This window comes from Rhizobium sp. B21/90 (genome assembly GCF_019355815.1).
Lineage (GTDB): Bacteria > Pseudomonadota > Alphaproteobacteria > Rhizobiales > Rhizobiaceae > Rhizobium > Rhizobium rhododendri.
Map to the genome: position 1 here is coordinate 1,440,476 of NZ_CP072162.1, position 21,949 is coordinate 1,462,424.

The window sequence follows — 21,949 nt, forward strand, 5'->3', positions numbered from 1 at the left end:
TAAGAAATTCCTGAAGATGAATTTTGTTCCATAGGGCGTTGTTTTAAATCGCTTTCCTTCAATCCGCCGATAAGTGTCTAATATAAGGAGGCCACTCGCTGAGCCCTGATAATTGCAGGTCATGCGCTGATATCGGCTGGAACAAAATGGCGGGTGAACTGTTTGGGAGCGTTGCACAACACACGCTGTCAGGGATTGGAAATGACCGTACGATACAGGCTCGGCTGCGATTTGTCGTACGAGGTTCTCGAGCCGACGACGTTCATCTTCAATCTGGAAGTTGCGAGACTGATGCGTCATCAGCAGCTCACCGAACGTTTGATCATCACCCCTGATCTGAAGCGCCGGACCCATGTGGTTCCAGATATCAACAATCGCTATCTCAGCATCGACGCGTCGCCGGGTCCGCTCCACCTTTCATATGAGGCTGAGGTGACGCTCGATGTCTTCCGCGCCGACCCGGAGACCATCGACGAGACGCCGCTGTCCGAACTGCCGCTCGATATCGTGCCGTTCCTGCTGCCGTCGCGGTTCGTGCCCTCGGACCGGCTGGCTGCCTTCGCCAACCGAGAGTTTGGAGCGATGCCTGGTGGGCACAGACGTGTGACGGCGATCTGCAACTGGATCCATGAGAATATCGATTACCGCCGGGGTGCGTCGAACGAGCAGACGACGGCCGACGAAAGCCTGTTGTTGCGGGCCGGCGTGTGTCGCGATTTCGCGCATATCGGCATTGCCTTCTGCCGCGCTCTGAATATTCCGGCCCGCTTTGTGTCCTGTTACGCATACGGGCTCGAGCCTCGCGATTTCCATGCTGTTTTCGAAGCCTACATGGGTGGCCGATGGTGGCTGTTCGATGCCACCCGCCAGGCCAATCTCGATGGTTTGGTGCGGATCGGCGTCGGGCGTGACGCGGCTGAAATCGCCTTTGCGTCTCCCTTCGGCAAAATGGAGCCCGGTCCGGTGAAGATCACCGTCGAGCATGCGGACGGGTCCGGCGAGAAGCCTGGGCGGACGACGGATGCAATCTCCACGGAAGAGCCGGCGCCGAACGCCGGCGCCCAGTGAGGCTATCACAAATTGCCGCCGTGCTGGCGGCTGACAGAGGTATTCATGACAAGAACTGACACGGGCCAGGCGATGCAACGCCACGAGTTGGTCAGCCGATTGCGCCGCGCCCACGGCATTGCCCGGCTGATGGACAGCGCCATCCGCATACCGGGCACCGGCATAAGCTTCGGCGCCGACTCGGTGATGGGGCTTGTCCCGGGCATCGGCGACGCTGGCGGTGCGCTGATCGGCCTCGTTATCGTCAACGAGGCGAGACGGTTGGGCGTTTCGAACCAGCTGCTTCTGAAAATGCTGGGCAATATCGGGCTCGATACGGTCGCCGGGAGCGTGCCGCTGATCGGCGATCTCTTCGACGTCTATTTCAAATCCAACCGGCGCAATGTCCAGCTCCTTCTGGAGCATTTCGAAGTGGAAGAACGAGAGCTCTTTGCCGGAAGGCGTTAGCAGCGCGGGCACTCCGGTTGCGGAGTGCCCGATTGCCCATCAGCTTCGTGGCTTGAGGTTGTCGGGATCGTAAAGCGGCTTGTAGCCGACGGCGACCACCTCGACCGGGTAGGTCTTGCCAAAATACTCGACTATAAGTTTGCGACCCATCTCGGCATGGGACCATGGCAGATAGGCAAGCGCGATATTCTTGCCGATCGTCGGGCCGTAGGAGATGGAGGTGGTGAAGGAGCGTCGGCCGAGTTCGTCGACCAGCGTCTCGCCGGTTTCGGGATCCATGACCGGCAGGATGCCAACGGGGTAGCGCGCCACGCCCTTGGCATCGATGTTGTCCGTCATCACGAGCGTGCAGAGCATGGCTGGCTGATGGTCTCTGGCGCGATATTCCAGATGCTTTGCCTTGCCGACGAAATCCGCTTCCTTGACCTTGGGACGAGCCAGATCTGCTTCCAGAAGATTGTACTCCGTCAGAAGATCGGCATTCTGCAAGCGCAGGCTTTTCTCCATGCGGCGGGAGTTGGCATAGGTCTCGACGCCGAAGGCCATCACGCCGGTTGCGCGCAAGGCATCCCAGACGGCAAGGCCGTCGTCATAGGCCATGTGCAACTCCCAGCCCTGTTCGCCGACGTAGGAGATACGGAACGCCGTAACGTTTTTGCCGCCGATCTTCAGCGGCTTGATGGCTGCAAATGGGAAGTTTTCAGGGGCGAGCGCGGCAGGATCTTCGACCACCTTCTGCAGCGTCTCTCGAGCATTCGGTCCCCAGATGCCGATGGTGATGTATTTCTCGGTGACGTCGGTGATGGTGACATCGAAGCCTTTGTCCTCTGCGACGCGGCGCATGTAGTGGAAATCGCGCGGGCCAGCGTCGGCGCCGTCGATCATCCGGCAGCGATCAGCCATGCGGATCACCGTAAAGTCGGCGCGAACCATGCCCTCCTCGTCGAGGAAGTGGGTGTAGATGCCTTTGCCAATATTGCCGTCGCCGCCGATCTTGGCAGCGCAGAGCCATTCCATCAGTTCGACGTGATCCGGACCTTCGATATCGAACATGGCGAAATGCGACAGGTTGACGATGCCGCAATCCTCGCTCATCGCCAGATGCTCGGCGTTGGAGACGCGCCAGAAATGGCGGTTGTCCCACTCGTTCTCGCGTACCGGTACGCGGTCGGCGTATTTTTCCAGCAGATGCTCGTTGGCTGCATAGCCATGGGCGCGCTCCCAGCCGCCCAGTTCCATGAAGTAGCCGCCCAGTTCCTTCTCGCGCTCCCAGAACGGCGAACGGCGGACATTGCGGCCCTTGGAGAAGGGCTCGCGCGGGTGGACGGCGGGATTGTAGACCTTGGTGGCGGTTTCCGAGCAGCGATCCCAGATCATCTGCTCTTCCATCTGGTGCGGATAGAAGCGCGAATAGTCGACGGCGTGATGGTCGATGGAGGTGCGTCCGTCAGTCATCCAGTCGGCGATCAGCTTGCCCATGCCGGGGCCGTCCTTGACCCAGATGGCAACGGCATACCAGAGACCGCGCACTTTCTGGCTTTCGCCCATGGACGGGCCACCATCCGATGTCACCTGCAGCAGCCCGTTGAACGAATGGCTTTCGTTGTAGCCGAGTTCGGCCAGGATCGGCGTCAGTTCCATGGCGCGTTCCAGCGGCGCCAGCACCTGCTCGAGGTCGAGATCGCGCTGCGATGGGGACTGGCGGGTCTGGTGCTTTTCGAGCAGTTCACGGGGATGACAGAGGCGCGGATTGGTTTCCTCGTAATACCCCCACTCGATCTGGCCACCTTCGGCTGTCTTCGGGTCGCCGGTGTCGCGCATGTAGGCGGAGTTGCCCTGGTCGCGCATCAGCGGCCAGCCGATCTCCTTGCCGGTGCCGGCGAACTCGGTGTAGGGGCCGAAGAAGGTCAGCGGATGGTCGATCGGCATGACCGGCAGGTCCTCGCCGACCATCTCGGCGATCAGGCGGCCCCAGATGCCGGCGCAGACGACGACGTAATCGGCCTCGACGGTGCCCCGGTCGGTGACGACGGCCTTGATCCGGCCATTCTCCACCACTAGCGAGCGCGCCGAGGTATTGGCGAACACCTTGAGCTTGCCGGAGGCTTCGGCCTGGTCGACCAGCTTGCCGGCGACCGTCTGCGAGCGAGGAATGACGAGGCCGGCATCCGGATCCCAAAGGCCGCCTTGGACCAGGTCTTCCTCGATCAGCGGGAATTTCGCCTTGATCTCGGCCGGGCCGATCAATTCGGCGCGGGTACCGAAGGCCTTGCCCGAGGCGACCTTGCGCTTGATTTCGTCCATGCGGCTGTCGTCGCCGACACGCGCGACCTCGATGCCGCCGACGCGGGCGTAATGGCCCATCTTCTCGTAGAAATCGATGGAATAGAGGGTTGTCCAGCAGGAGAGGAAATCATGGCTGGTGGCGTAGCAGAAGTCCGAGGCATGGGCAGTGGAGCCTATGTCGGTAGGCACGCCCGATTTGTCGATCCCGACGATATCGTCCCAACCGCGCTCAATCAGGTGGTGGACGATGGAGGCACCGACGATGCCCCCTAGACCGATGATAACGACCTTCGCCTTGTTCGGGAACTCTGCCATGAATGCCACTCCGCTTCGTGTTGTGAGGCGACATTAGAACAAGCGGCGGGTCGACTGAAGCCTGTCTGCGACATTATCAAAATGCCCCACGACCAGCAGCTTGTTACGAATTGTTGGTCCGTGTCATGGAGCATTCCAGCGAGGCGGAACGCTTCATTAATTGAGAGAGGCTACCAATTCGTCAAATTTTTCTCCTCTGGAGACATCGAACACTGACGCTTGGGGCCCAACCCGCGTTCCTATCGCAACTCCCGCCCGCTTTATCACTAAGTAGCCGCGCGACATCGCTTCCGTGACGAAATCTTGGAAAGCTTGATCAAGATTGGCTGGCACCATGATTCCTTCTTCTGAGCCATTTAATTTGAGAGATTCCATCATTGTAGGATTCCAGTTTATGAGCTGCTTTGCCCAATCTGTGACCAATCTCCGAGTGCGAATTCCTTCCGTTGTTTCAAGATATGAGCTCGTGCGGCCCACGAAATCGATCTGCGGAACATTACATCCGACCGCCTTGGCGACTAAAGTGTAAAGATGGGCGAGATGGTCGGGCTCCGAGAGGTTCAATGCCTGGAATGCTGAAATCGGTTCAGGTAGTTGACCTCTATCAAGTCCAGAGTGACAAACAGGAACAGTGGGTATTCCGCGCACCCATCCGGCTCCAAATTCCGCATACACCCACCCGCGCGTAAGAGCGATCGGTGAAAGCAGACCAATGAGGATGGAGCATTCAATCAGCTTAGCCTTAATAACCTGATTCCATTCGAAACCCGCTTGGATGCTATCCAGGTTCGAGGAAACGAAAACGTCGCACAAGCCTAAAAAATCAGCCTTGACGTCCTGTTGAAACTGGTTCGCTATCTGCTTATCGACTGCTGCGTGGCTAATAAATACCAAAGACATCGCTTACACTTCCCATAGTAGAAATTCGGTAAAATTCAACTTAAGGGGTTTTCTGGCAGGCGTATACAATTATGGTGCGGTGATATTGCTAAAGGAAGTGGTGCAGCATTCAGCTTTGCGACTGGCTCTGCATTTGTTCTGCTTCGACCGTTACCTTCACCGTCAGGCTTTCCCCGGGCGTGCCGATGCGCATCCCTGAGACGGGAGCGGCGTCGCGGTAGCTGAGGCCTGTCGCAATCCGGACATAGCGTTCGTCCGGGCAGATGTCGTTTGCCGGGTCGAAGCCGATCCAGCCAAGGCCCGGCATGTAGGCTTCTGCCCAGGCATGGGTCGCCGTCTGCTCGGTAATGCCTTCCATCATCAGGTAGCCCGAGACATAGCGGGCAGGGATGCGCATGGCGTGGGCGGCAGCGATGAAGATGTGGGCGTGGTCCTGACAGACGCCGCTCTTTCTCTCCAGCGCCTGCTCGGCTGTCGTCTCGGTATCGCTGGTGCCCTGGATATACTCGACAGTCCGGTTGATGGTGCCCATCAGCGCGTGCATGCGACCGATCTCGCTCTCGCCGGTCGCCGAACGCACCAGTTCCTTGGTCAATTTGCCGGCCTTGGTGAGCGGCGTGTCGCGTAGGAACAGCCAGAGCGGGCAATAGCCGGAGTGTGGGCCGATCACACCATTCAGCTCGTGCGTCTCGATCTCGCCCATAGCGACGATGCGGGTGCGATCCTGCGCGCCATCGAGCGACATCAGGTTGGTACGATTGCCGAACTGGTCGTCATATTCGACCTCCGTCTTGGCGCCTTCGACGGTCAGCGACCAGTCGACCACTGTCTGACCGGGGCCGGTGAGCGGCGTCAGCCGTAGCCTCTGCAACGAGAATTGCGACGGTTCGTCGTAGCGGTATTCGGTGACGTGACTAATCTTCAGTCTCATGATCAAACCCGCTTATTGATTGAAACGATAACCGTCGGATATTTCCTGGCCGAGCTGGTTATTGCGCCAGACGAAGTTCTCGAGAAATTCGTGCAGGCCGTTGTTCATGATATCCTTGATCTCCAGCGTCTGCAGCATTTTGCGGATGCTCTCACCGGTGTCATGGGCAGCGAGACGTTCGCCATCCTCGCGGGCGAGATAGCTGAGATTGCTGACGATCTTCTCGTAGCAATAGGCGAGCGAGCGCGGCATCTGGCTGTTGAGGATCAGAAAGTCGGCAATATTCGACGGCTTGTATTCGGCATCGTAGACCCAGCTGTAGGAGCGGTGGGCGGAAACGGAGCGCAGGATCGATTCCCACTGGACATTATCGAGTGAAGAACCGACCGCCGAGACGGATGGCAGCAGGACGTAATATTTGACGTCGAGGATGCGTGCCGTATTGTCCGCTCGCTCGATGAATGTGCCGATGCGGGCGAAGTTGTAGAGTTCGTTGCGCAGCATGGAGCCGTGGAATGCGCCACGAATCAGTCCGGCGCGACGCTTTATCGCATCGATGACTTCAGGCATTTCCGCCGCCTTCAGCCGTTTGCCGAGCAGCGCCTTGAGGTCGATCCAGCACTCGTTGGTCGCTTCCCAGGTCTCGCGTGTCAGCGCGGTTCGCACCATGCGGGCATTGTTGCGGCCGGCATCGATGCAGGACATGACGCTCGAGGGATTGTTGCGGTCGCGCAAAAGGTAGTCGATGGCGTCGGCGCCGGTGAGCTTGGCGTGGCCGGCGTCATACGTTTCGCGGACGCCGGCGCTTTGCAGCACGCCGTCCCAATCGTCTTCGACAGCACCCATGCGGGTCAGCGACATGCGCATTCCGGCATCGACGAGGCGGGCAATGTTTTCGGCGCGCTCGATGTAACGGAACATCCAGTAGAGGCCATTGGCGGTTCTTCCAAGCATGTCCGTATCAGTCCTCCAGTACCCAGGTATCCTTGGTGCCGCCGCCCTGGCTGGAGTTGACGACCAGCGAGCCTTCCTTCAGCGCCACGCGGGTCAGTCCGCCGGGAATGATCTGCACCTTGTCGGAAACCAGCACATAGGGCCTGAGGTCGACGTGGCGTGGCGCGATGCCCTTGTTGACCATGATCGGCACGGTCGACAACGACAGTGTCGGCTGGGCAATATAGTTGTTCGGCCTGGCTTTCAGCTTCTCGGCGAACTCGGCGCATTCCTTCTTGGAGGAGGTCGGGCCGACCAGCATGCCGTAGCCGCCGGATCCATGGACTTCCTTGACCACCAGTTCGGACAGATGCTCGAGCACGTATTTGAGGCTGTCGGGTTCGGAGCAGCGCCAGGTCGGCACGTTCTCCAGAAGAGGCTTGCGACCGGTATAGAATTCGACGATCTCCGGCATGTAGGAGTAGATCGCCTTGTCGTCAGAGATGCCGGTGCCGGGTGCATTGGCGATGGTGATGTGGCCGGCACGATAGACATCCATGATGCCGGGAATGCCGAGCGCAGAGTCCGCCCGGAAGGTCAGGGGATCGAGGTATTCGTCATCGACGCGGCGGTAGAGAACGTCGATTGCCTCATAGCCGCGTGTGGTACGCATCTTCACCTTGCCGTCGATGACGCGGAGGTCGGAGCCCTCGACCAGCTCCACGCCCATCATGTCGGCAAGAAACGAGTGTTCGTAATAGGCGGAATTGTAGATGCCGGGGGTCAGGACCGCGACGCGCGGCTTACCCGAACAGCCGGGAGGGGCCAGCGACGCAAGGCTCTGGCGCAGGAGGTTCGGATAGTCCTCGACCGGGCGCACCTTGTTCTGATGGAACAGCTCCGGAAACATCTGCATCATGGTTTCGCGGTTTTCCAGCATGTAGCTGACACCCGACGGCGTGCGGGCATTGTCTTCCAGCACATAGAACTGGTCTTCGCCGGTGCGCACGATGTCGGTGCCGACGATGTGGGTATAAACGCCGCCCGGAGGCCGGAAGCCGATCATCTCGGGGATGAAGGCGATATTCTTCTCGATCAGTTCACGCGGCACCCGACCGGCGCGGATGATTTCCTGCTTGTGGTAGATGTCGTCGAGGAAGGCATTCAGTGCGATGACGCGCTGTTCGATGCCCTGCGCGAGCTTTCGCCATTCACGGCCGGAGATGATGCGCGGGATGATATCGAAGGGGATCAGCTTTTCCGATGAATCTTCGTGTCCGTAGACCGCGAAGGTTATGCCTGTTTTGCGAAAGATGTTCTCGGCGTCGCGGGACTTGGCAATCAGATGGGCGCGATCTTGGTTGTTGAACCATTCCGAATAGGTTTGATAAGGCGCGCGCGGGCTTTCACCGGCCGTTATCATTTCGTCAAATGCCAAAGCTGCGGTCCCCGTTTTTTCTCATTTGAATACAATGGCGGAAGCAATGCAAGAAGCATGCGCAGTTGGAGATAGAATTTCGGAACCAATGGGAAAGCCCGGCAAGCGCTGAAAAAGCTGGCATAGACAGAATAACTAATATGCGAAGCGTTCCGGCTGGCATGTTTGCTCTGCACATCCTTTGCGCAGCTGGCTATTTTTGCTGCAGGATGCCCTGCCGGCAGCAGCCGGAGGTCGATGCGCCAGGTAAAGAAAAAGCGGCGGAATTGCTCCCGCCGCTTCGTTAGGTCAGATGGTCTGGCTTACGCCTGTTCGCGACGGGGGCCTGGGCGACCGCCGGCTGGCTTGCGGGCCTGGCCGTTGTTGCCGTCTGGACGACCGCGGGCTTCGCCAGCCTTGTGAGCTGGGCGGCCATGCGGCGGACGGCTGCGTGGTGCGCCGTTGTCGCCGGCTGGCCGAGCACGCTGCGGCGCCTTGGCTGGGCGGAAGTCCGATGTCGAGGCCAGATCGTTGTCGATCTCACGCGGGGCGCGTTCCGCGGGGCGCTGTCCACGGAAATCGGCAGTGCGGTTGTTTTCGCGCGCTGCTGCCGGGCGATCGCCGCGGGTTTCGCTGCGGAAATCACCGTCTGGACGCGGACGACGGGCTGGACGGCCGTCGGAGCGGGGAGCGCCAGATCCGGCGCCACGACCCTGGCCCTGGCCACCACCACGGTTGCCACCGGCGCCCGAGCGATTGCCGCCACCGCCACCACGGGCAGGACGAGCACGGTCTGCCGGGGCTTCGCCGCTGGCAACCTGAATGTCGATGGACATCAGGCGTTCGATATCGCGCAGAAGACGGATTTCGTCCGGAGCGCAGAAGGCGATGGCGATGCCGTCGCGACCGGCACGGGCCGTACGGCCGATGCGGTGAACGTAGGCATCCGGTACTTCCGGCAGGTCGTAGTTGTAGACGTGGCTGACACCCGGGATGTCGATGCCACGGGCAGCGACGTCGGTGGCGACGAGAACGCGGGTTTCACCGTCCTTGAAGGACTTCAAAGCACGCTCGCGCTGGCCCTGGCTCTTGTTGCCGTGGATCGAGGCCGCCGCGAAGCCGACGTGCTCGAGATGCTTCATCAGCTTCTCGGCGCCGTGCTTAGTGCGCAGGAAGACCATGGCGCGGCCGTCCGGGTTGGCGTTCATCGATTCCTTGAGGAGCTCGGTCTTATGGTTCTGGCCGGAAACGAAGTGAACAAACTGTTCGACCTTGTCCGCAGCCTTGCCGGGAGGCGAAACTTCGACACGGGCCGGATTGCTCAGGAAGTCGGCAGCGAGATCGGCGATGGCCTTCGGCATGGTGGCCGAGAACAGCAGCGTCTGGCGCTTGGCAGGCACCATCTTCGAAATCTTGCGCAGGTCATGCACGAAGCCGAGGTCGAGCATCTGGTCGGCTTCGTCGAGGACGAGGTAGGACACATGGCCGAGCGTCAGGGCGCGACGGGCAATCAGGTCGAGCAGGCGGCCAGGCGTTGCGACGAGAATGTCGACGCCGCGTTCCATCTGCATCTGCTGCTTGTTGATTGAAGCGCCGCCAACGACGAGGCCGATCTTCAGCTGCGTCTTGCGGGTGTATTCCTTCAGGCTGGCAGCGATCTGGTTCACCAGTTCGCGGGTCGGCGCGAGGATCAGCGTGCGGGTGCTGCGGTGTTCAGGACGCTTGCCGTCCTTCATCAGCATTTCAATGATCGGCAGGCCGAAAGCGGCCGTCTTGCCGGTGCCTGTCTGGGCGAGGCCGACGAGGTCGCGGCCCTGGAGAACGAGCGGAATGGCTTCCGCCTGGATCGGGGTAGGGGTCGAATATCCCTGTTGGGTCAGAGACGTCACAATCTGTTCGGACAAGCCAAGATCGCTAAAAGTGGTCAATTCAATTGCCTTTCGAGGCGCCAAAAACGAGTTCGCCGGAACGCGTCTTGCGGTCCGGTCGGTCTCTGGCGTCAAGAACCCCGCGTGAAGTGGGAACTTGTAAGTTGGAAAATAGCTTTCCAGCGCATGGGACTGCCGCCATTCGGCAGTCGTTTTTCGAGCGCTTTTGTCCTTCTCTTGCGGGTCGTCTTTTTTCGCAGGGCACGCTCACGCGGCGGCCGGGAAGGTGAAAGCTGAGGGGCATATGGCCCTATTCGTCGCTGAAGTCAACTGTCAGCTTCGATAAACCAGCTGTCGGCAGCAGCGCTTTGTGTCGCAGCCCGATGCCATCGATCCACGCCCAAAAGACCAGAACGCGTATGGTTAACGCATTGTTAGCGGCCTGCTTGGTAAAAAGACAGACTGTATGCGTCGAACGAGCGAGGCTTTCTTGAAGAGCCGTGGTGAACTGCTGGATATTGCCTGTCATCGGATCACAGAGACCGACCGGCCTGCCTATGTCAAAAACAGCGATCTTCGATATGTCGCGGTAAACGAGGCTTATGCGGCATTTTTCGGCCGCGAAATCTCGGATTTCATCGGTTGTCGCAGTCACGAGCTCTCCCATCGCGTCGAAGATGCAGACCGCGAGGATAAAGAGCGCCGCGCCATCGTCTTCGGAACGGAAGAAACGTCGATCTGCTTCGCTCGGGATCGCCTGTCGGCGTTCGAGGTGCAGATCGAAAGCTTCATGCCGGCGGAAGACCGGGCTTATATCTTCGGCATCTTTACCGAGGCGCCGCCCCCGATCGGTGCCAGCCGCTCGGTGGAACGTGTTTCGCCCGGTGATGTCGCGACATCGATAATGCAGCTCGCAGACCCTGCGGTTGCTCTGGAAACCGGGTTAATCGCCGCCGCCGACACGTCGCTGCTTCGTTCGGGCGTGGTCGAGGATATCTTCGGTCTCCTCGACATGGGAGTCGGCATCTACACTGCCGATCTGCAGCTTGCCTACTGCAACGGACGCTGGAACGACCTCTATCGGCGCCTGGTGGGCGGGCCGACGCTCGGCATGAACGCGCGCGACGTCTATTCGTCCGTCTTCGATTTCTGGTCCGGGAAGAGCCCCGATTCGATCACTGAGGACAAGCAGGGCTGGATCGAAAAGCGACTGTCGATCCTTCGCGCCGAGCATAGCGATCTCGTAGAGCGGACGCCGGATGGGGAATGGCTGCGCTGCATCCACAAGCGCCTGCCGGATGGATCCATCGTCGCGCTGCGCATCGACGTGACGGCGATCAAGGAAGGTGAGGCGCTGTTGCGCAACAAGATCGACGAGGCGACGCTTTATCGCACTCTCCTGCACGATCTTCCCGTCTCTGCCTTCGTGCGCGGTGCCGATCACCGGCTCCTGTACGGCAACGAGGCATATTTCCGGATGACCGGCCTGACAGCGGAGGCGTCGCTCGGCAAGACAGAAGTGGAAATGTTCGGCGAGGAGGGAACGGCCTTCTTCGCGGAAAACGAAGCCATGTTGCGCAGCCAGCAGCATCTCGAATTCGAGGACGAGGTCGCCTACGCCCCGGGGCGCCAGCATGCGGTCGTTACGCGGCTGAAGGGTGTTTCCACCTCCACTGGCAATCACTATGTCGTCGGCTCGATGGATGACGTATCGACGCTGAAGCTGGGCGAGAGGCAGCTTACGGAGACGCGCGCGCGCGCCGAGCAGCTTAGTCAGGATCTGGAAAACATCATAGGTTCGCTGCCGACAGGCGTGCTGATCTTCGATCAGAATTTCGACCTCGAATATGCCAACGATGCCTTCTACGAGATATGGGGAATGTCCGAGGAGGATCGCCGGGAGGCGACGTCGCTTCGCGAGGTGATGCGCCGAAACCATGCGCGCGGCTATTTCGGCCCGGACGCCCCTGACTGGGAAACGCTCTATAAAGCGCGAATCGAGGCGATTTCCGGGCCGGACGGCAGTCTCCAGTCCGAAATCAGTTTTGGCGTGGACCGCCGGGTGCTGGTGGATGGTCGCAAGCTTTCCGGCAACCGGACCTTGCTCTGCTACGCCGACGTTTCATCGCTGTGCCGCAAGGAGAGGGAGCTATCGGAAGGGCGCGAGGCGCTGGAGCGCCTGGGGGAACTGATGACCGACGCGACGCATGCCATGTCGCAAGGGCTGATGATCGTCGAGGACGGCATCATCATGCTCTCTAACGATGCGTTGCCCGGTATGTTGCAGATCGAGGCGGCATCGCTGTCCGTCGGCAGGCGATGGCTGAAGATCTTCCGCCATTGTGCCGCGCGGGGCGACCTTGGATCCGCGCCGCAGGAGGCACTCGCTGCCTGGGCCGACAGGATCCGTCGTCACCAGCCGATTTCGGCAAACTTCAATATCCGTGGCGAGACGTGGCTGCACATGAACGCATCCATGGGCCCTTCCGGCCGATGGCTGGTGGTTTTCACCGACGTCACGGACATGAAAGACCGCGAGACGGAATTGCAGCGCCTGCTTGCCCGCAGCGAAGCCGCGGACCGGGCAAAGTCAGAGTTTCTGGCCAACATGAGCCATGAGATTCGGACCCCGATGAACGGTGTGCTGGGAATGGCGGAATTGCTGGGCAAGACCGGGCTCGATGCGCGCCAGACGACGTTCGTCGACATCATCTCCAAATCCGGCAACGCGCTGCTGACGATCATCAACGACATCCTCGACTTCTCCAAGATCGATGCCGGGCAGATGCAGTTGCGGCAGACGAGCTTCGATCCGGCGGAAGCGGTCGAAGATGTCGCGACGCTGCTTTCGTCTCAGGCCGGCGAGAAGAATGTCGAACTACTGGTGCGCGTCTCACCGCGCCTGCCGTCGATGGTGATCGGCGACGCCGGGCGTTTCCGTCAGATCCTCACCAATATCGTCGGAAATGCGGTCAAGTTCACCGAGCACGGTCATGTGCTTGTCGATGTCGATGCGGACCCTGGGCCGGGCAGGGCCACCATGGTCACCATCCGTGTGACCGACACCGGCATCGGCATCTCGAAGGATCGGCTAGGCTCGATATTCGACAAATTCTCGCAGGTCGATTCGTCGTCGACACGCCGCCACGAGGGTACCGGCCTCGGCCTTGCGATCACCGCTGGGCTCGTGGATCTGTTCGGGGGTTATCTGGAAGTTGAAAGCGCCCTTGGCAGCGGCTCGACCTTCAAGATCCACCTGCCGTTGCCGACTGCAACCGGCTCGCGTGGCAAAGGGCAGGTTCCGGTCAACGTCAAGGGTGCCCAGATTCTGGTCATCGACGATCACGCCATCAATCGCCAGATTCTCACCGAACAGCTTGCCGAATGGGGATTCCGGAGCGTCGCGGTTGCCGATGGTCGGACGGGCCTCGCGATCCTGTCGGAGGCCGCCGACATCGGGGTCGCGGTCGATGCCGTCATACTCGACTACAATATGCCGGGCATGACCGGAGCCGATATTGCGCGCACGATGCGACAGGATCGACGTTTCGACGGGGTACCGCTGATTTTCCTGACATCGATGGATGTTGCCGGTGCTGACAGGGAATATGCAGCGCTGAGCGGCGACGCCCACCTGATGAAGCCGGCGCGCGCAAATGTACTCCGCAACACAGTGATCGAGGTCGTGCGCACGGCCCGTCAGCGTCGCTCGACCGGCGAGGCGCCGCGCCCGTTGGTGTCCGAGGCCCCGGAGGCCGTCGCGGGGCAGTCCGTCTCGGCTGCTGCAGTTTTTGCGACGGATAGGCCAGCGGAGAGTGTCGATATCCTGGTGGCAGAGGATAACGAGGTCAACCAGATCGTCTTCACGCAAATCCTGCAAGCGGCCGGCGCTCATTTCCTGATTGTCAGGAACGGCGAGGAGGCGGTCGCTGCCTACCGCCGGTGCACTCCGTCGCTGATCATGATGGATGTCTCGATGCCGATCATGAACGGGCTGCAGGCGACCCGTGCCATCCGCGATATCGAAGCGGGGGACGGTGCCGGACGCCACGTGCCGATCATCGGCGTCACCGCCCATGCGCTCGAAAGTGACCGTGAACTGTGCATTGCCTCGGGGATGGACGACTACATGTCGAAGCCAATAAGCCCGGAACTGCTTGAAGCGAAGATCGGGCTGTGGATGAGAAACGCCAAAGGCTCCGATCAGCAATCAAGCGTCTGATAGGCCCCTGACACCGCAGAGCATTTCGCGCTTTCCGGCAAAGCCCTTGCGTCGTTCGACGGCGAAGCCAGCAGCCTGCAGATTGCGGCGCACGAAACCAGCGGCGGCGTAGGTGGCGAATGTGCCGCCTTGCGACGTCTTGTCGTGGACCAGTTGCATCAGTTCAGGCGACCACATGTCGCCGTTGCGGGACGGCGCGAAGCCATCGAGGAACCACGCGTCAAAACCCGTTTCCGCGGCACCTACTCCATCTAGCGCGGGGCCGCAAACGACACTCAGTCGCGTCTGTTCGTCCAGTTGCAGCGAGACGATGCCTTCCGGCGTCTCGGGCCAGCAGGTCACCAGCGCCCTTCGTTCGTCATCGATTTCCGGCCAGCGGGACAAAGCCCGGTCGATCTCCTGTGCCTGCATCGGATACAGTTCAAAGGAGATGAAATGCAGGGTCGCGCCAGCCGAACGCTCCGTCTTCCATTGGCGCCACGTCTCACAAAAATTGAGGGCGGTGCCGAAGCCTAGTTCGCCGATGCGGAATTCTGACCGGTCGCGCCAGCGCGCCGGCAGGCTGTTACCGTCGAGAAAGACGTGGCTGCATTCGAGGCGGCCATCGGTCTGGCAATAAAAATGATCGCCAAAGGCAGACGAATAAGGCATATCGCCGTCGCGCCATTCGAGCGGCTGGCTCATCGTCTGCGACGCGTCATCGGAAACTGGATCTGTCATGCCAAGAGCCGTTAATCCGGCAAAGCCTGCCGGTCAATCGTCTACCGCACTGCTGATCGTCGGCGGCGGCATCATGGGCCTCTGGGCTGCGGTCCATGCGGAACGCCAGGGCATCGAGACGCTGCTTGTCGATTGCGGCCTTCTGGGGTCCGGCGCCAGCGGCGGCGTGCTCGGCGCATTGATGCCCTACATGCCGGATCGCTGGGACAACAAGAAGCAATTCCAGCTGGCCTCGCTCGTGGCGCTCGAAGGCGATATCGCCGAACTCGAGCTCGAAACCGGCCTTTCGGCAGGTTATCGTCGCTCCGGCCGTTTTATCCCCTTGCCGAAGCCACACCTGCGCAAGATCGCCGAAGGCCACTCGCGCGATGCCGATGCCAACTGGCGCGAGGGAGACAGACAATTCCACTGGAATGTCATCGACGATCCCGGAGAAGGCTGGATCGATCCGGCATCGGGGGAAAGCGGCTTTGTGCATGATACGCTGGCCGCGCGGGTCGCGCCGCGTGGGCTGATCGCGGTTCTGTCGGCCTTCCTGCAACGCGCGCGGCATGTCCGCATCCTCGAGGGCGTGGCAGTCGAGAACCTCGATCCTGTCCGCGGCTTGGCGCATACGACGGCAGGCGAAATTCGCTTTGGACATTGCATCCTGTCGGCCGGACATGCTGCCTTTCCATTGCTGGGACAGTTGACGGCGGATCTGCAAAAGCCGCTGGGGCAGGCGGTCAAGGGACAGGCAGCGCTTATGAAGGTGGATGTCGACCCCAATCTCCCTGTTATCTTTCGCGACGGTCTTTACATCGTGCCGCACGAGGGCGGTCATGTGGCGGTGGGCAGCACCAGCGAAAACCAGTTCGACGATCCCCTGTCGACCGATGCGCTGCTCGATACCCTGCTGGCATCGGTGCGAGCCATGGTGCCGCTGCTGGCACAAGCGGAACTCGTGGAGCGATGGGCCGGGTTACGCCCGAAAGCCATTGACCGCGATCCAATGGTAGGGCCGCATCCGGATCACCCTTCATTGATCGCTTTGACCGGCGGCTTCAAGATCACCTTCGGACTGGCACACCGGCTTGCTGCCATTGCCATCGGCGAGATCTCCGGTGCCCCGGCTTTCGCATCTGAAATGCCCGAAAGCTTCACCCTGGTGAATCACATTCGCGTGGCTTCGCGCACTGCGTGAAATTTGCCGGCCGCGCTTCGTCATTCTGTCACGCAAATCGCTTATCTGCATCGTTGCGCATGGACCTATCCGTGTGGCCGCGGCCCGGAGGAGGGATCATGCGCTATATCATTGGATTTACACCACCTCCGCGCGATCCGCTGACGATGGTTGCGGCGAGCTGGCTGGGTCGGAACGTCTATACGGGCGAACGGGTCGAGGAGCCGGAGATCGGCGGTCTCGGCCTGCGCGAGGTCGCCTTTCATACCGCCCTGCCGCGTCGCTATGGATTCCATGCAGCGCTCAAAGCACCGTTCCGACTGGCAGAGCCGACGGCTGAAGCCGCATTGCTGCGCGACCTCATGCGCTATTCAGGGACATTCGAGCCATTTCAAATCCCGCGCCTCGAAGTCGCACGGCTCGGCAATGCCTTTGGGCTCGTGCCGTCTTATCCGCTTAGTGCGCTGAATTATCTCGCTTCGGCGCTGACGCAGGAGTTCGATCATTTCCGCGCACCGCTGACCGAGGCGGAAATCGATCGCTGCGATCCCGACCTGCTGTCGGCGACGCAGTTCGCCAACCTCCATCGTTGGGGATGCGCCGACGTGATGGATGAATTCCGTTTCAGGATGGCGCTGACGGGACCAGTGCATTCAGCAGACATGCCGCGCATGGAACGGGTCCTGCGCGATCTCTTCGAGCCTGTTCTGGCTGAACCGATTGTCGTCTCCAATATCGCGCTGATGATGGAAGAGAGCAACGACGGTCCGTTCCGCGTCCACTCGCTGCATCCGATGGGCAAGGTCAGTGCGCGGAAATCCGCCTGACGAACCGTCGTCTGCCGTGCTGCAGGCGCTCACTTTCCGTCTCGACAACTCCGCTTTCGATGCTTACCGTCTGCCTGACTTCATGAGGTGGTTCGATGGTATCCGATATCTATCCGCGCGATCTGATCGGCTATGGCCGGACAACGCCCGATCCGAAATGGCCGGGTGACGCGCGTATCGCGGTGCAGTTCGTCATCAACTACGAGGAAGGCGGCGAAAGCTCCATTCTCGACGGCGATCCGGCCTCGGAAAATCTTCTCTCGGAAATCGTCGGTGCGGCAGCCTGGCCCAACCAGCGCAATCTGAACATGGAATCGATCTACGAATACGGCTCGAGGGCCGGATTCTGGCGGCTTTGGCGGATGTTTACCGATCTCAACGTGCAGGCGACCGTCTATGGCGTAACGATGGCCATGGCGCGTAACCCGGAGGCCGTAGCAGCGATGAAGGAGGCGGGCTGGGAAATTGCCAGCCACGGCTACCGGTGGCTCGAATACAAGGATTTTCCGGAGGAGGTCGAGCGCAAGCATATCGTCGAAGCCGTGCGGTTGCATACGGAACTGACGGGCGAGCGGCCCTACGGGATGTACCAGGGCAAGCCGTCCGACAATACGCTGCGGCTGGTCATGGAGGAGGGCGGTTTTCTCTATTCCTCCGACAGCTATGCCGACGATCTGCCCTACTGGGTAAAGGGCATCGACCAGAAGCCCTTCCTCATCATCCCCTACACGCTCGATACCAACGACATGCGCTTTGCGACCCCGCAGGGCTTCAACTCGGGCGACCAGTTCTTTGCCTATCTGAAGGATGCCTTCGACACGCTCTATCAGGAGGGCAAGGCCGGCAGCGCAAAAATGCTCTCGGTCGGGCTGCACTGTCGCCTCGTCGGCCGTCCGGCGCGCGCAGCGGCCCTGAAGCGGTTCATCGAATATGTTCTCGGCCATGAGAAGGTCTGGATCCCGCAGCGTATCGAGATCGCCCGCCATTGGCACGCGCACCACCAGCCGGGAACGCTGTAGATGATCATGCGCTACGACTTCGTGACGCGCTTCGGCGGCGTCTTCGAGCATTCGCCCTATATCGCCGAGCGCGCCGTCGATGCCGGCATCATCAAGGAGCCGCTGACGGCGGTTGGCATCCACGGCGCCATGGTGTCGGTTTTTCGTGATGCTACCCATGCCGAGCGTCTGGCCGTGCTGCGCGCCCATCCCGATCTCGCCGGCAAGCTGGCCATTGCCGGCAAGCTGACGATGGAAAGCCGGCAGGAACAGGCGGGAGCGGGGCTCGACCGGCTGAGCCCTGATGAACACGCTCGCTTTTCCGAACTGAACAAGGCCTACGTTTCGAAATTCGGCTTTCCCTTCATCATCGCCGTTAAAGGCCTGACCAAGGACGACATACTCGATGCGTTCGAGATGCGTATCAACAACGACCGCGACACGGAGTTCGCGACCGCTTGCGTGCAGGTGGAGAAGATTGCCCTGCTGCGCCTTAAAACCATGCTTCCGGAGACTTGAATGACCTACACCGACCTGCCCGACATGCCATCCTTCACCGAGGGTGCCATCAACCTTGCCTCCGCCCGCCTCGGTGCCAAGGGTATCGATGTCTCCGACGAATTCTTCGCGCCGCTCAGCCGCATGCTCCAGGACGAGCCGCCCCACTGGGATGCGACGGCTTATGACGACAACGGCAAGTGGATGGATGGCTGGGAAAGCCGCCGCAAGCGCGTTGCCGGCCATGACTGGGCGATAATCCGCCTTGCCATGCCGGGCAAGATCTTCGGTTTCGACGTCGATACCGGCTATTTCACCGGCAACTATCCGCCCCATTGCTCGATCGAGGCAGCCTTCGTCGAGGCAGGCGAACCGGATGCAACGACCGCCTGGACGGAACTGCTGGCAAAGTCGCCGCTCGGCCCCAGCGCCCACCACTTCTTCGAAACGGACGACAAGCAGAAAGTCTGGACGCATCTGCGGCTGCACATCTATCCGGATGGCGGCATTGCCCGGCTGCGGGTCTACGGCACAGCCTATTTCGACTGGTCGAAGGTCGGCGCTTCCGAGGAAGTCGATCTTGCCTACGTCTTCCACGGTGCCAAGGCACTGGCCTGGTCCGACGCCCATTACGGCCATCCGGACAAGCTGCTCGGCCCGGGCCGCGGTCGCAATATGGGCGATGGCTGGGAAACCAAGCGTCGTCGCGGGCCTGGCCATGACTGGGCAATCATTCGCCTCGGCCATGCCGGAAGAATCCATCGCGCCATCGTCGATACGGCATTCTACAAGGGCAATTTCCCCGATACCTGCGAGATTCTTGGCGCCTATCTGCCCGACCTCGGCGATAGCCTGACGGAGGCCGATATCGCCGCCTCCGAACAGTGGAAGCCGCTCCTGCCACGCACCAAGCTGCAGATGGATCACATCCATCCGTTCGGCAACGAGGCACTGGCCGACATCGGCCCGGTCACCCACGTCAGGCTGGCGATGCACCCGGACGGCGGCATCATGCGGCTGCGGTTGTTTGGGACCAAGGCTTGATCGGCGTGCCTTTCGTTCCTGTGGGTTGTTGCCTATAATGTCGGCGTCAGGAGCTTAGATATGAAGCCATCGGATGCCCTTCGAGACAACAGACAAGTGATACGAGAAATCGTATCCAATCGTCGGCTGGCAAATCCGCGCGTCTACGGGTCCGTGCTGCGGGGTGAGGACAGGACCGATAGCGATCTCGATATTCTTGTCGACGCGATGCCCGGTACGACGTTGCTGACGCTTGGCGGCCTGCAGGGTGATCTGGAGGCTGCACTCGGTGTACGTGTAGACGTCAAGGTGCCGGGCGATTTTCCGCCCGGGATCAGGGATCGCATCATCGCCGAGGCGGTTGCCATATGAGCGGTGACAGGCTCGCCACCTATCTCGATCGCATGCAGTCAGCCGCAACCAAGGCGTCAAAATACGCCTCCGACGTAGGGCACGACGCTTTTCTGCTGGACGAGAGAACTCAGGACGCGGTGGTGATGAATATCATGGCGATCAGCGAGTGCGTCGTTAAGATCATGAATGGCCATCCCGACTTTGTTGCCCAGCATAGCGACATTCCGTGGCGCGACATCCGGGATATGCGTAACCGCATTGCCCATCAGTATTTCCAGGTGGATCTGGATACCGTCTGGTACACCGCCGCAACCATGCTTCCCGAGTTGCTCGATCAATTGCAAGGCCTGCGCAACTGGCGTGCTCAAGGCGAATGATGACCCTTTCCCGATCTCTCGATATTCGGCCTCTCACCCGATCCGCCTTTGCACCTTTTGGCGATGTCATCGAAGCCGATCCTGCCAGGATGCGCCTCATCAATGGCGGCACGACGGAGCGGTTCCATGCGCTTGCCACGGCGGAGGTCGATGGGGATGGCGCGGTTGTCATCATCAACCTGTTTCGGGGCCAGCCTCGTGCTTTTCCCTACGCAGTCGACATGATGGAGCGACATCCATTCGGCAGCCAGAGCTTTTCGCCCCTGTCCGGAAGGCCATTCCTCGTGGTCGTTTCCGATGACGAGGGTGGGCGACCCGGCCGGCCGCGCGTGTTTCTCGCCCGAGGTGACCAGGGTGTGAACTATGCCAGAAATGTCTGGCATCATCCGCTGATGACGCTCGGAGAGGCCAGCGATTTTCTCGTGGTCGACCGGGACGGGCCGGACAACAATCTGCAGGAATTCTTTTTCGAGACCCCCTATATCATCGGAGCACCGACGCCATGACCGGACTGACGACCCACGTGCTCGACACGGCGCTCGGCAAGCCTGCAGAAGGCCTGCACATCGTTCTTTCCCGGATCGGCGGGGAGGTGCGGACGGTCTTGAAGACGCTCGTCACCAACGCAGATGGCCGGGTCGATGGCGGACCGATGCTGGTTGGCGACAGTTTCGTAGCGGGCACCTACGAACTGCTGTTTCACGCCGGCGACTATCTGCGCGGCACGGGTTGCCAATTGCCCGAGCCTGCGTTTCTCGATGTCGTGCCGATCCGCTTCGGCATCGCCGATACGACTGCCCATTATCACGTGCCGCTGCTGATCTCGCCCTACGGCTATTCGACATATCGGGGAAGCTGAGAATGAGATTTGCCGCGATCGCCGATATCCACGGCAACTTCCTTGCGCTCGAGGCCGTGCTTGCCGACATCGCGGCATTGGGCATTTCCGATATCGTCAATCTCGGCGACTGCTTCAGCGGGCCGCTGGACGCCGGCAAGGTCGGCGACCTGCTGCTGGCGAGGCCCATGGTCACCGTGCTTGGCAATCACGATCGCTATCTGATCGACCGTCCCTTATCCGAGATGGAGATCTCCGACAGCGTCGCCTATCGCCAGATGTCGCCGGCCCATCTTGAGTGGATCCGCGCCCTGCCGACGAGCCTCGTCTATAAGGGCGAGGCCTATCTCTGCCATGCGACGCCCGAGGACGACAATTTATACTGGCTGGAGCAGGTGTCGCCGGATGGAAGGGTTTCCCTGAAGCCGAGCGAGGCGATCGAAGCCCTGGCCGTCGATATCCCGCAGCCTCTTATACTTGCCGCGCACAGCCACATTCCGCGCATGGTGCGCCTGCCCGATGGTCGCCTGATCGTCAATCCCGGCAGTGTCGGCTGCCCGGCTTATGATCATGACGCGCCCTATCCGCACAAGGTGGAGGCGGGTCATCCGCTGGCGTCCTACGCGATCCTCGAAAAGCTGGAAACCGGCTGGACGGCGACCTTCCGCAATGTTGCCTACGATCACATGGCCGCTGCAGGGCTCGCGCTCGCCAACGGACGGCCGGACTGGGCGAGCGGCCTTGCCACGGGCTGGCTGAGGTAGC

At 60.7% G+C, this 21,949-nt stretch carries 20 protein-coding genes; 13 read left to right on the forward strand and 7 right to left on the reverse strand.

The window, feature by feature from the left end:
* Positions 1-201: 201 nt before the first annotated feature.
* Positions 202-1,068, forward strand: coding sequence for a transglutaminase family protein (locus tag J5278_RS06895; RefSeq protein ID WP_209184403.1), 867 nt, complete (start codon positions 202-204; stop codon positions 1,066-1,068).
* Between the two features lie 45 nt (positions 1,069-1,113).
* Entirely contained in the window at positions 1,114-1,515 is a 402-nt protein-coding gene (locus J5278_RS06900; protein WP_247749166.1) for a DUF4112 domain-containing protein, read from the forward strand.
* Positions 1,516-1,554: 39 nt separating this feature from the next.
* Here the strand turns inward: J5278_RS06900 and J5278_RS06905 are convergent, their stop codons facing one another.
* The 6 genes from J5278_RS06905 to J5278_RS06930 all read right to left on the reverse strand — a co-directional run bounded on the left by J5278_RS06905 (position 1,555) and on the right by J5278_RS06930 (position 10,201).
* The gene (locus J5278_RS06905; RefSeq protein ID WP_209184402.1) at positions 1,555-4,116 is read right to left on the reverse strand and encodes an FAD-dependent oxidoreductase; all 2,562 of its coding nucleotides are present in this window, start codon (positions 4,114-4,116) and stop codon (positions 1,555-1,557) included.
* Between the two features lie 156 nt (positions 4,117-4,272).
* The gene (locus tag J5278_RS06910; protein ID WP_209184401.1) at positions 4,273-5,016 is read right to left on the reverse strand and encodes a TIR domain-containing protein; all 744 of its coding nucleotides are present in this window, start codon (positions 5,014-5,016) and stop codon (positions 4,273-4,275) included.
* A 109-nt stretch (positions 5,017-5,125) separates the two neighbouring features.
* Positions 5,126-5,947, reverse strand: coding sequence for a transglutaminase family protein (locus J5278_RS06915; RefSeq protein ID WP_209184400.1), 822 nt, complete (start codon positions 5,945-5,947; stop codon positions 5,126-5,128).
* A gap of 12 nt (positions 5,948-5,959) precedes the next feature.
* Positions 5,960-6,901: an alpha-E domain-containing protein gene (locus tag J5278_RS06920; protein WP_209184399.1), complete on the reverse strand. Its 942-nt coding sequence runs from the start codon at positions 6,899-6,901 to the stop codon at positions 5,960-5,962.
* A gap of 7 nt (positions 6,902-6,908) precedes the next feature.
* Complete coding sequence (locus tag J5278_RS06925; RefSeq protein ID WP_142823435.1) at positions 6,909-8,318, reverse strand: circularly permuted type 2 ATP-grasp protein; 1,410 nt, start codon at positions 8,316-8,318, stop codon at positions 6,909-6,911.
* Positions 8,319-8,620: 302 nt separating this feature from the next.
* Positions 8,621-10,201, reverse strand: a complete 1,581-nt coding sequence (locus J5278_RS06930) for a DEAD/DEAH box helicase (RefSeq protein ID WP_247749165.1) — start codon at positions 10,199-10,201, stop codon at positions 8,621-8,623.
* Between the two features lie 454 nt (positions 10,202-10,655).
* Between J5278_RS06930 and J5278_RS06935 the strand changes: the two genes are divergently transcribed.
* Positions 10,656-14,387 carry a response regulator gene (locus J5278_RS06935; protein WP_209184397.1) on the forward strand — a complete coding sequence of 1,244 codons (3,732 nt, stop codon included), beginning with the start codon at positions 10,656-10,658 and terminating at the stop codon, positions 14,385-14,387.
* Here J5278_RS06935 and mnmD read toward each other — a convergent pair.
* Complete coding sequence (gene mnmD / locus J5278_RS06940) at positions 14,376-15,107, reverse strand: tRNA (5-methylaminomethyl-2-thiouridine)(34)-methyltransferase MnmD (RefSeq protein ID WP_209184396.1); 732 nt, start codon at positions 15,105-15,107, stop codon at positions 14,376-14,378. The two genes, J5278_RS06935 and mnmD, sit on opposite strands and share 12 nt — an antisense overlap.
* On the opposite strand from mnmD, the gene J5278_RS06945 reads away from it, so the two are divergent.
* From J5278_RS06945 to J5278_RS06990, 10 genes are all read left to right on the forward strand, one after another.
* Complete coding sequence (locus J5278_RS06945) at positions 15,106-16,290, forward strand: FAD-binding oxidoreductase (RefSeq protein WP_209184395.1); 1,185 nt, start codon at positions 15,106-15,108, stop codon at positions 16,288-16,290. The two genes, mnmD and J5278_RS06945, sit on opposite strands and share 2 nt — an antisense overlap.
* 98 nt (positions 16,291-16,388) lie before the next feature.
* Positions 16,389-17,096, forward strand: a complete 708-nt coding sequence (locus J5278_RS06950; protein WP_209184394.1) for a DUF1045 domain-containing protein — start codon at positions 16,389-16,391, stop codon at positions 17,094-17,096.
* Positions 17,097-17,191: 95 nt separating this feature from the next.
* The gene (gene puuE, locus J5278_RS06955; RefSeq protein WP_209184393.1) at positions 17,192-18,115 is read left to right on the forward strand and encodes an allantoinase PuuE; all 924 of its coding nucleotides are present in this window, start codon (positions 17,192-17,194) and stop codon (positions 18,113-18,115) included.
* On the forward strand, positions 18,116-18,613 hold the full coding sequence (gene uraD / locus J5278_RS06960) for a 2-oxo-4-hydroxy-4-carboxy-5-ureidoimidazoline decarboxylase (RefSeq protein WP_209184392.1): 498 nt from the start codon (positions 18,116-18,118) through the stop codon (positions 18,611-18,613).
* Complete coding sequence (alc, locus tag J5278_RS06965) at positions 18,614-19,636, forward strand: allantoicase (RefSeq protein ID WP_209184391.1); 1,023 nt, start codon at positions 18,614-18,616, stop codon at positions 19,634-19,636.
* Positions 19,637-19,696: 60 nt separating this feature from the next.
* On the forward strand, positions 19,697-19,987 hold the full coding sequence (locus tag J5278_RS06970) for a nucleotidyltransferase family protein (RefSeq protein ID WP_209187523.1): 291 nt from the start codon (positions 19,697-19,699) through the stop codon (positions 19,985-19,987).
* Positions 19,984-20,346, forward strand: a complete 363-nt coding sequence (locus J5278_RS06975; RefSeq protein ID WP_209184389.1) for a DUF86 domain-containing protein — start codon at positions 19,984-19,986, stop codon at positions 20,344-20,346. Before J5278_RS06970 ends, J5278_RS06975 begins: the two co-directional genes overlap by 4 nt.
* Complete coding sequence (locus J5278_RS06980; protein ID WP_209184388.1) at positions 20,346-20,852, forward strand: ureidoglycolate lyase; 507 nt, start codon at positions 20,346-20,348, stop codon at positions 20,850-20,852. Before J5278_RS06975 ends, J5278_RS06980 begins: the two co-directional genes overlap by 1 nt.
* A complete protein-coding gene (uraH, locus tag J5278_RS06985; RefSeq protein ID WP_209184387.1) occupies positions 20,849-21,205 on the forward strand; it encodes a hydroxyisourate hydrolase in 357 nt (118 codons plus the stop codon). The genes J5278_RS06980 and uraH overlap by 4 nt, the downstream gene beginning before the upstream one ends.
* Positions 21,206-21,207: 2 nt before the next feature.
* Positions 21,208-21,948, forward strand: coding sequence for a metallophosphoesterase (locus tag J5278_RS06990; protein WP_209184386.1), 741 nt, complete (start codon positions 21,208-21,210; stop codon positions 21,946-21,948).
* Position 21,949 lies beyond the last annotated feature (1 nt).

Bases quoted from the DNA above. Each gene is read 5' to 3' on its own strand.
- J5278_RS06910 (WP_209184401.1), bottom strand. From the start codon at position 5,016: ATGTCTTTGGTATTTATTAGCCACGCAGCAGTCGATAAGCAGATAGCG.
- J5278_RS06975 (WP_209184389.1), top strand. From the start codon at position 19,984: ATGAGCGGTGACAGGCTCGCCACCTATCTCGATCGCATGCAGTCAGCC.
- puuE (WP_209184393.1), top strand. From the start codon at position 17,192: ATGGTATCCGATATCTATCCGCGCGATCTGATCGGCTATGGCCGGACA.
- alc (WP_209184391.1), top strand. From the start codon at position 18,614: ATGACCTACACCGACCTGCCCGACATGCCATCCTTCACCGAGGGTGCC.
- uraD (WP_209184392.1), top strand. From the start codon at position 18,116: ATGATCATGCGCTACGACTTCGTGACGCGCTTCGGCGGCGTCTTCGAG.
- J5278_RS06900 (WP_247749166.1), top strand. From the start codon at position 1,114: ATGACAAGAACTGACACGGGCCAGGCGATGCAACGCCACGAGTTGGTC.
- J5278_RS06915 (WP_209184400.1), bottom strand. From the start codon at position 5,947: ATGAGACTGAAGATTAGTCACGTCACCGAATACCGCTACGACGAACCG.
- J5278_RS06970 (WP_209187523.1), top strand. From the start codon at position 19,697: ATGAAGCCATCGGATGCCCTTCGAGACAACAGACAAGTGATACGAGAA.
- J5278_RS06905 (WP_209184402.1), bottom strand. From the start codon at position 4,116: ATGGCAGAGTTCCCGAACAAGGCGAAGGTCGTTATCATCGGTCTAGGG.
- uraH (WP_209184387.1), top strand. From the start codon at position 20,849: ATGACCGGACTGACGACCCACGTGCTCGACACGGCGCTCGGCAAGCCT.
- J5278_RS06895 (WP_209184403.1), top strand. From the start codon at position 202: ATGACCGTACGATACAGGCTCGGCTGCGATTTGTCGTACGAGGTTCTC.
- mnmD (WP_209184396.1), bottom strand. From the start codon at position 15,107: ATGACAGATCCAGTTTCCGATGACGCGTCGCAGACGATGAGCCAGCCG.
- J5278_RS06990 (WP_209184386.1), top strand. From the start codon at position 21,208: ATGAGATTTGCCGCGATCGCCGATATCCACGGCAACTTCCTTGCGCTC.
- J5278_RS06950 (WP_209184394.1), top strand. From the start codon at position 16,389: ATGCGCTATATCATTGGATTTACACCACCTCCGCGCGATCCGCTGACG.
- J5278_RS06920 (WP_209184399.1), bottom strand. From the start codon at position 6,901: ATGCTTGGAAGAACCGCCAATGGCCTCTACTGGATGTTCCGTTACATC.
- J5278_RS06945 (WP_209184395.1), top strand. From the start codon at position 15,106: ATGCCAAGAGCCGTTAATCCGGCAAAGCCTGCCGGTCAATCGTCTACC.
- J5278_RS06980 (WP_209184388.1), top strand. From the start codon at position 20,346: ATGACCCTTTCCCGATCTCTCGATATTCGGCCTCTCACCCGATCCGCC.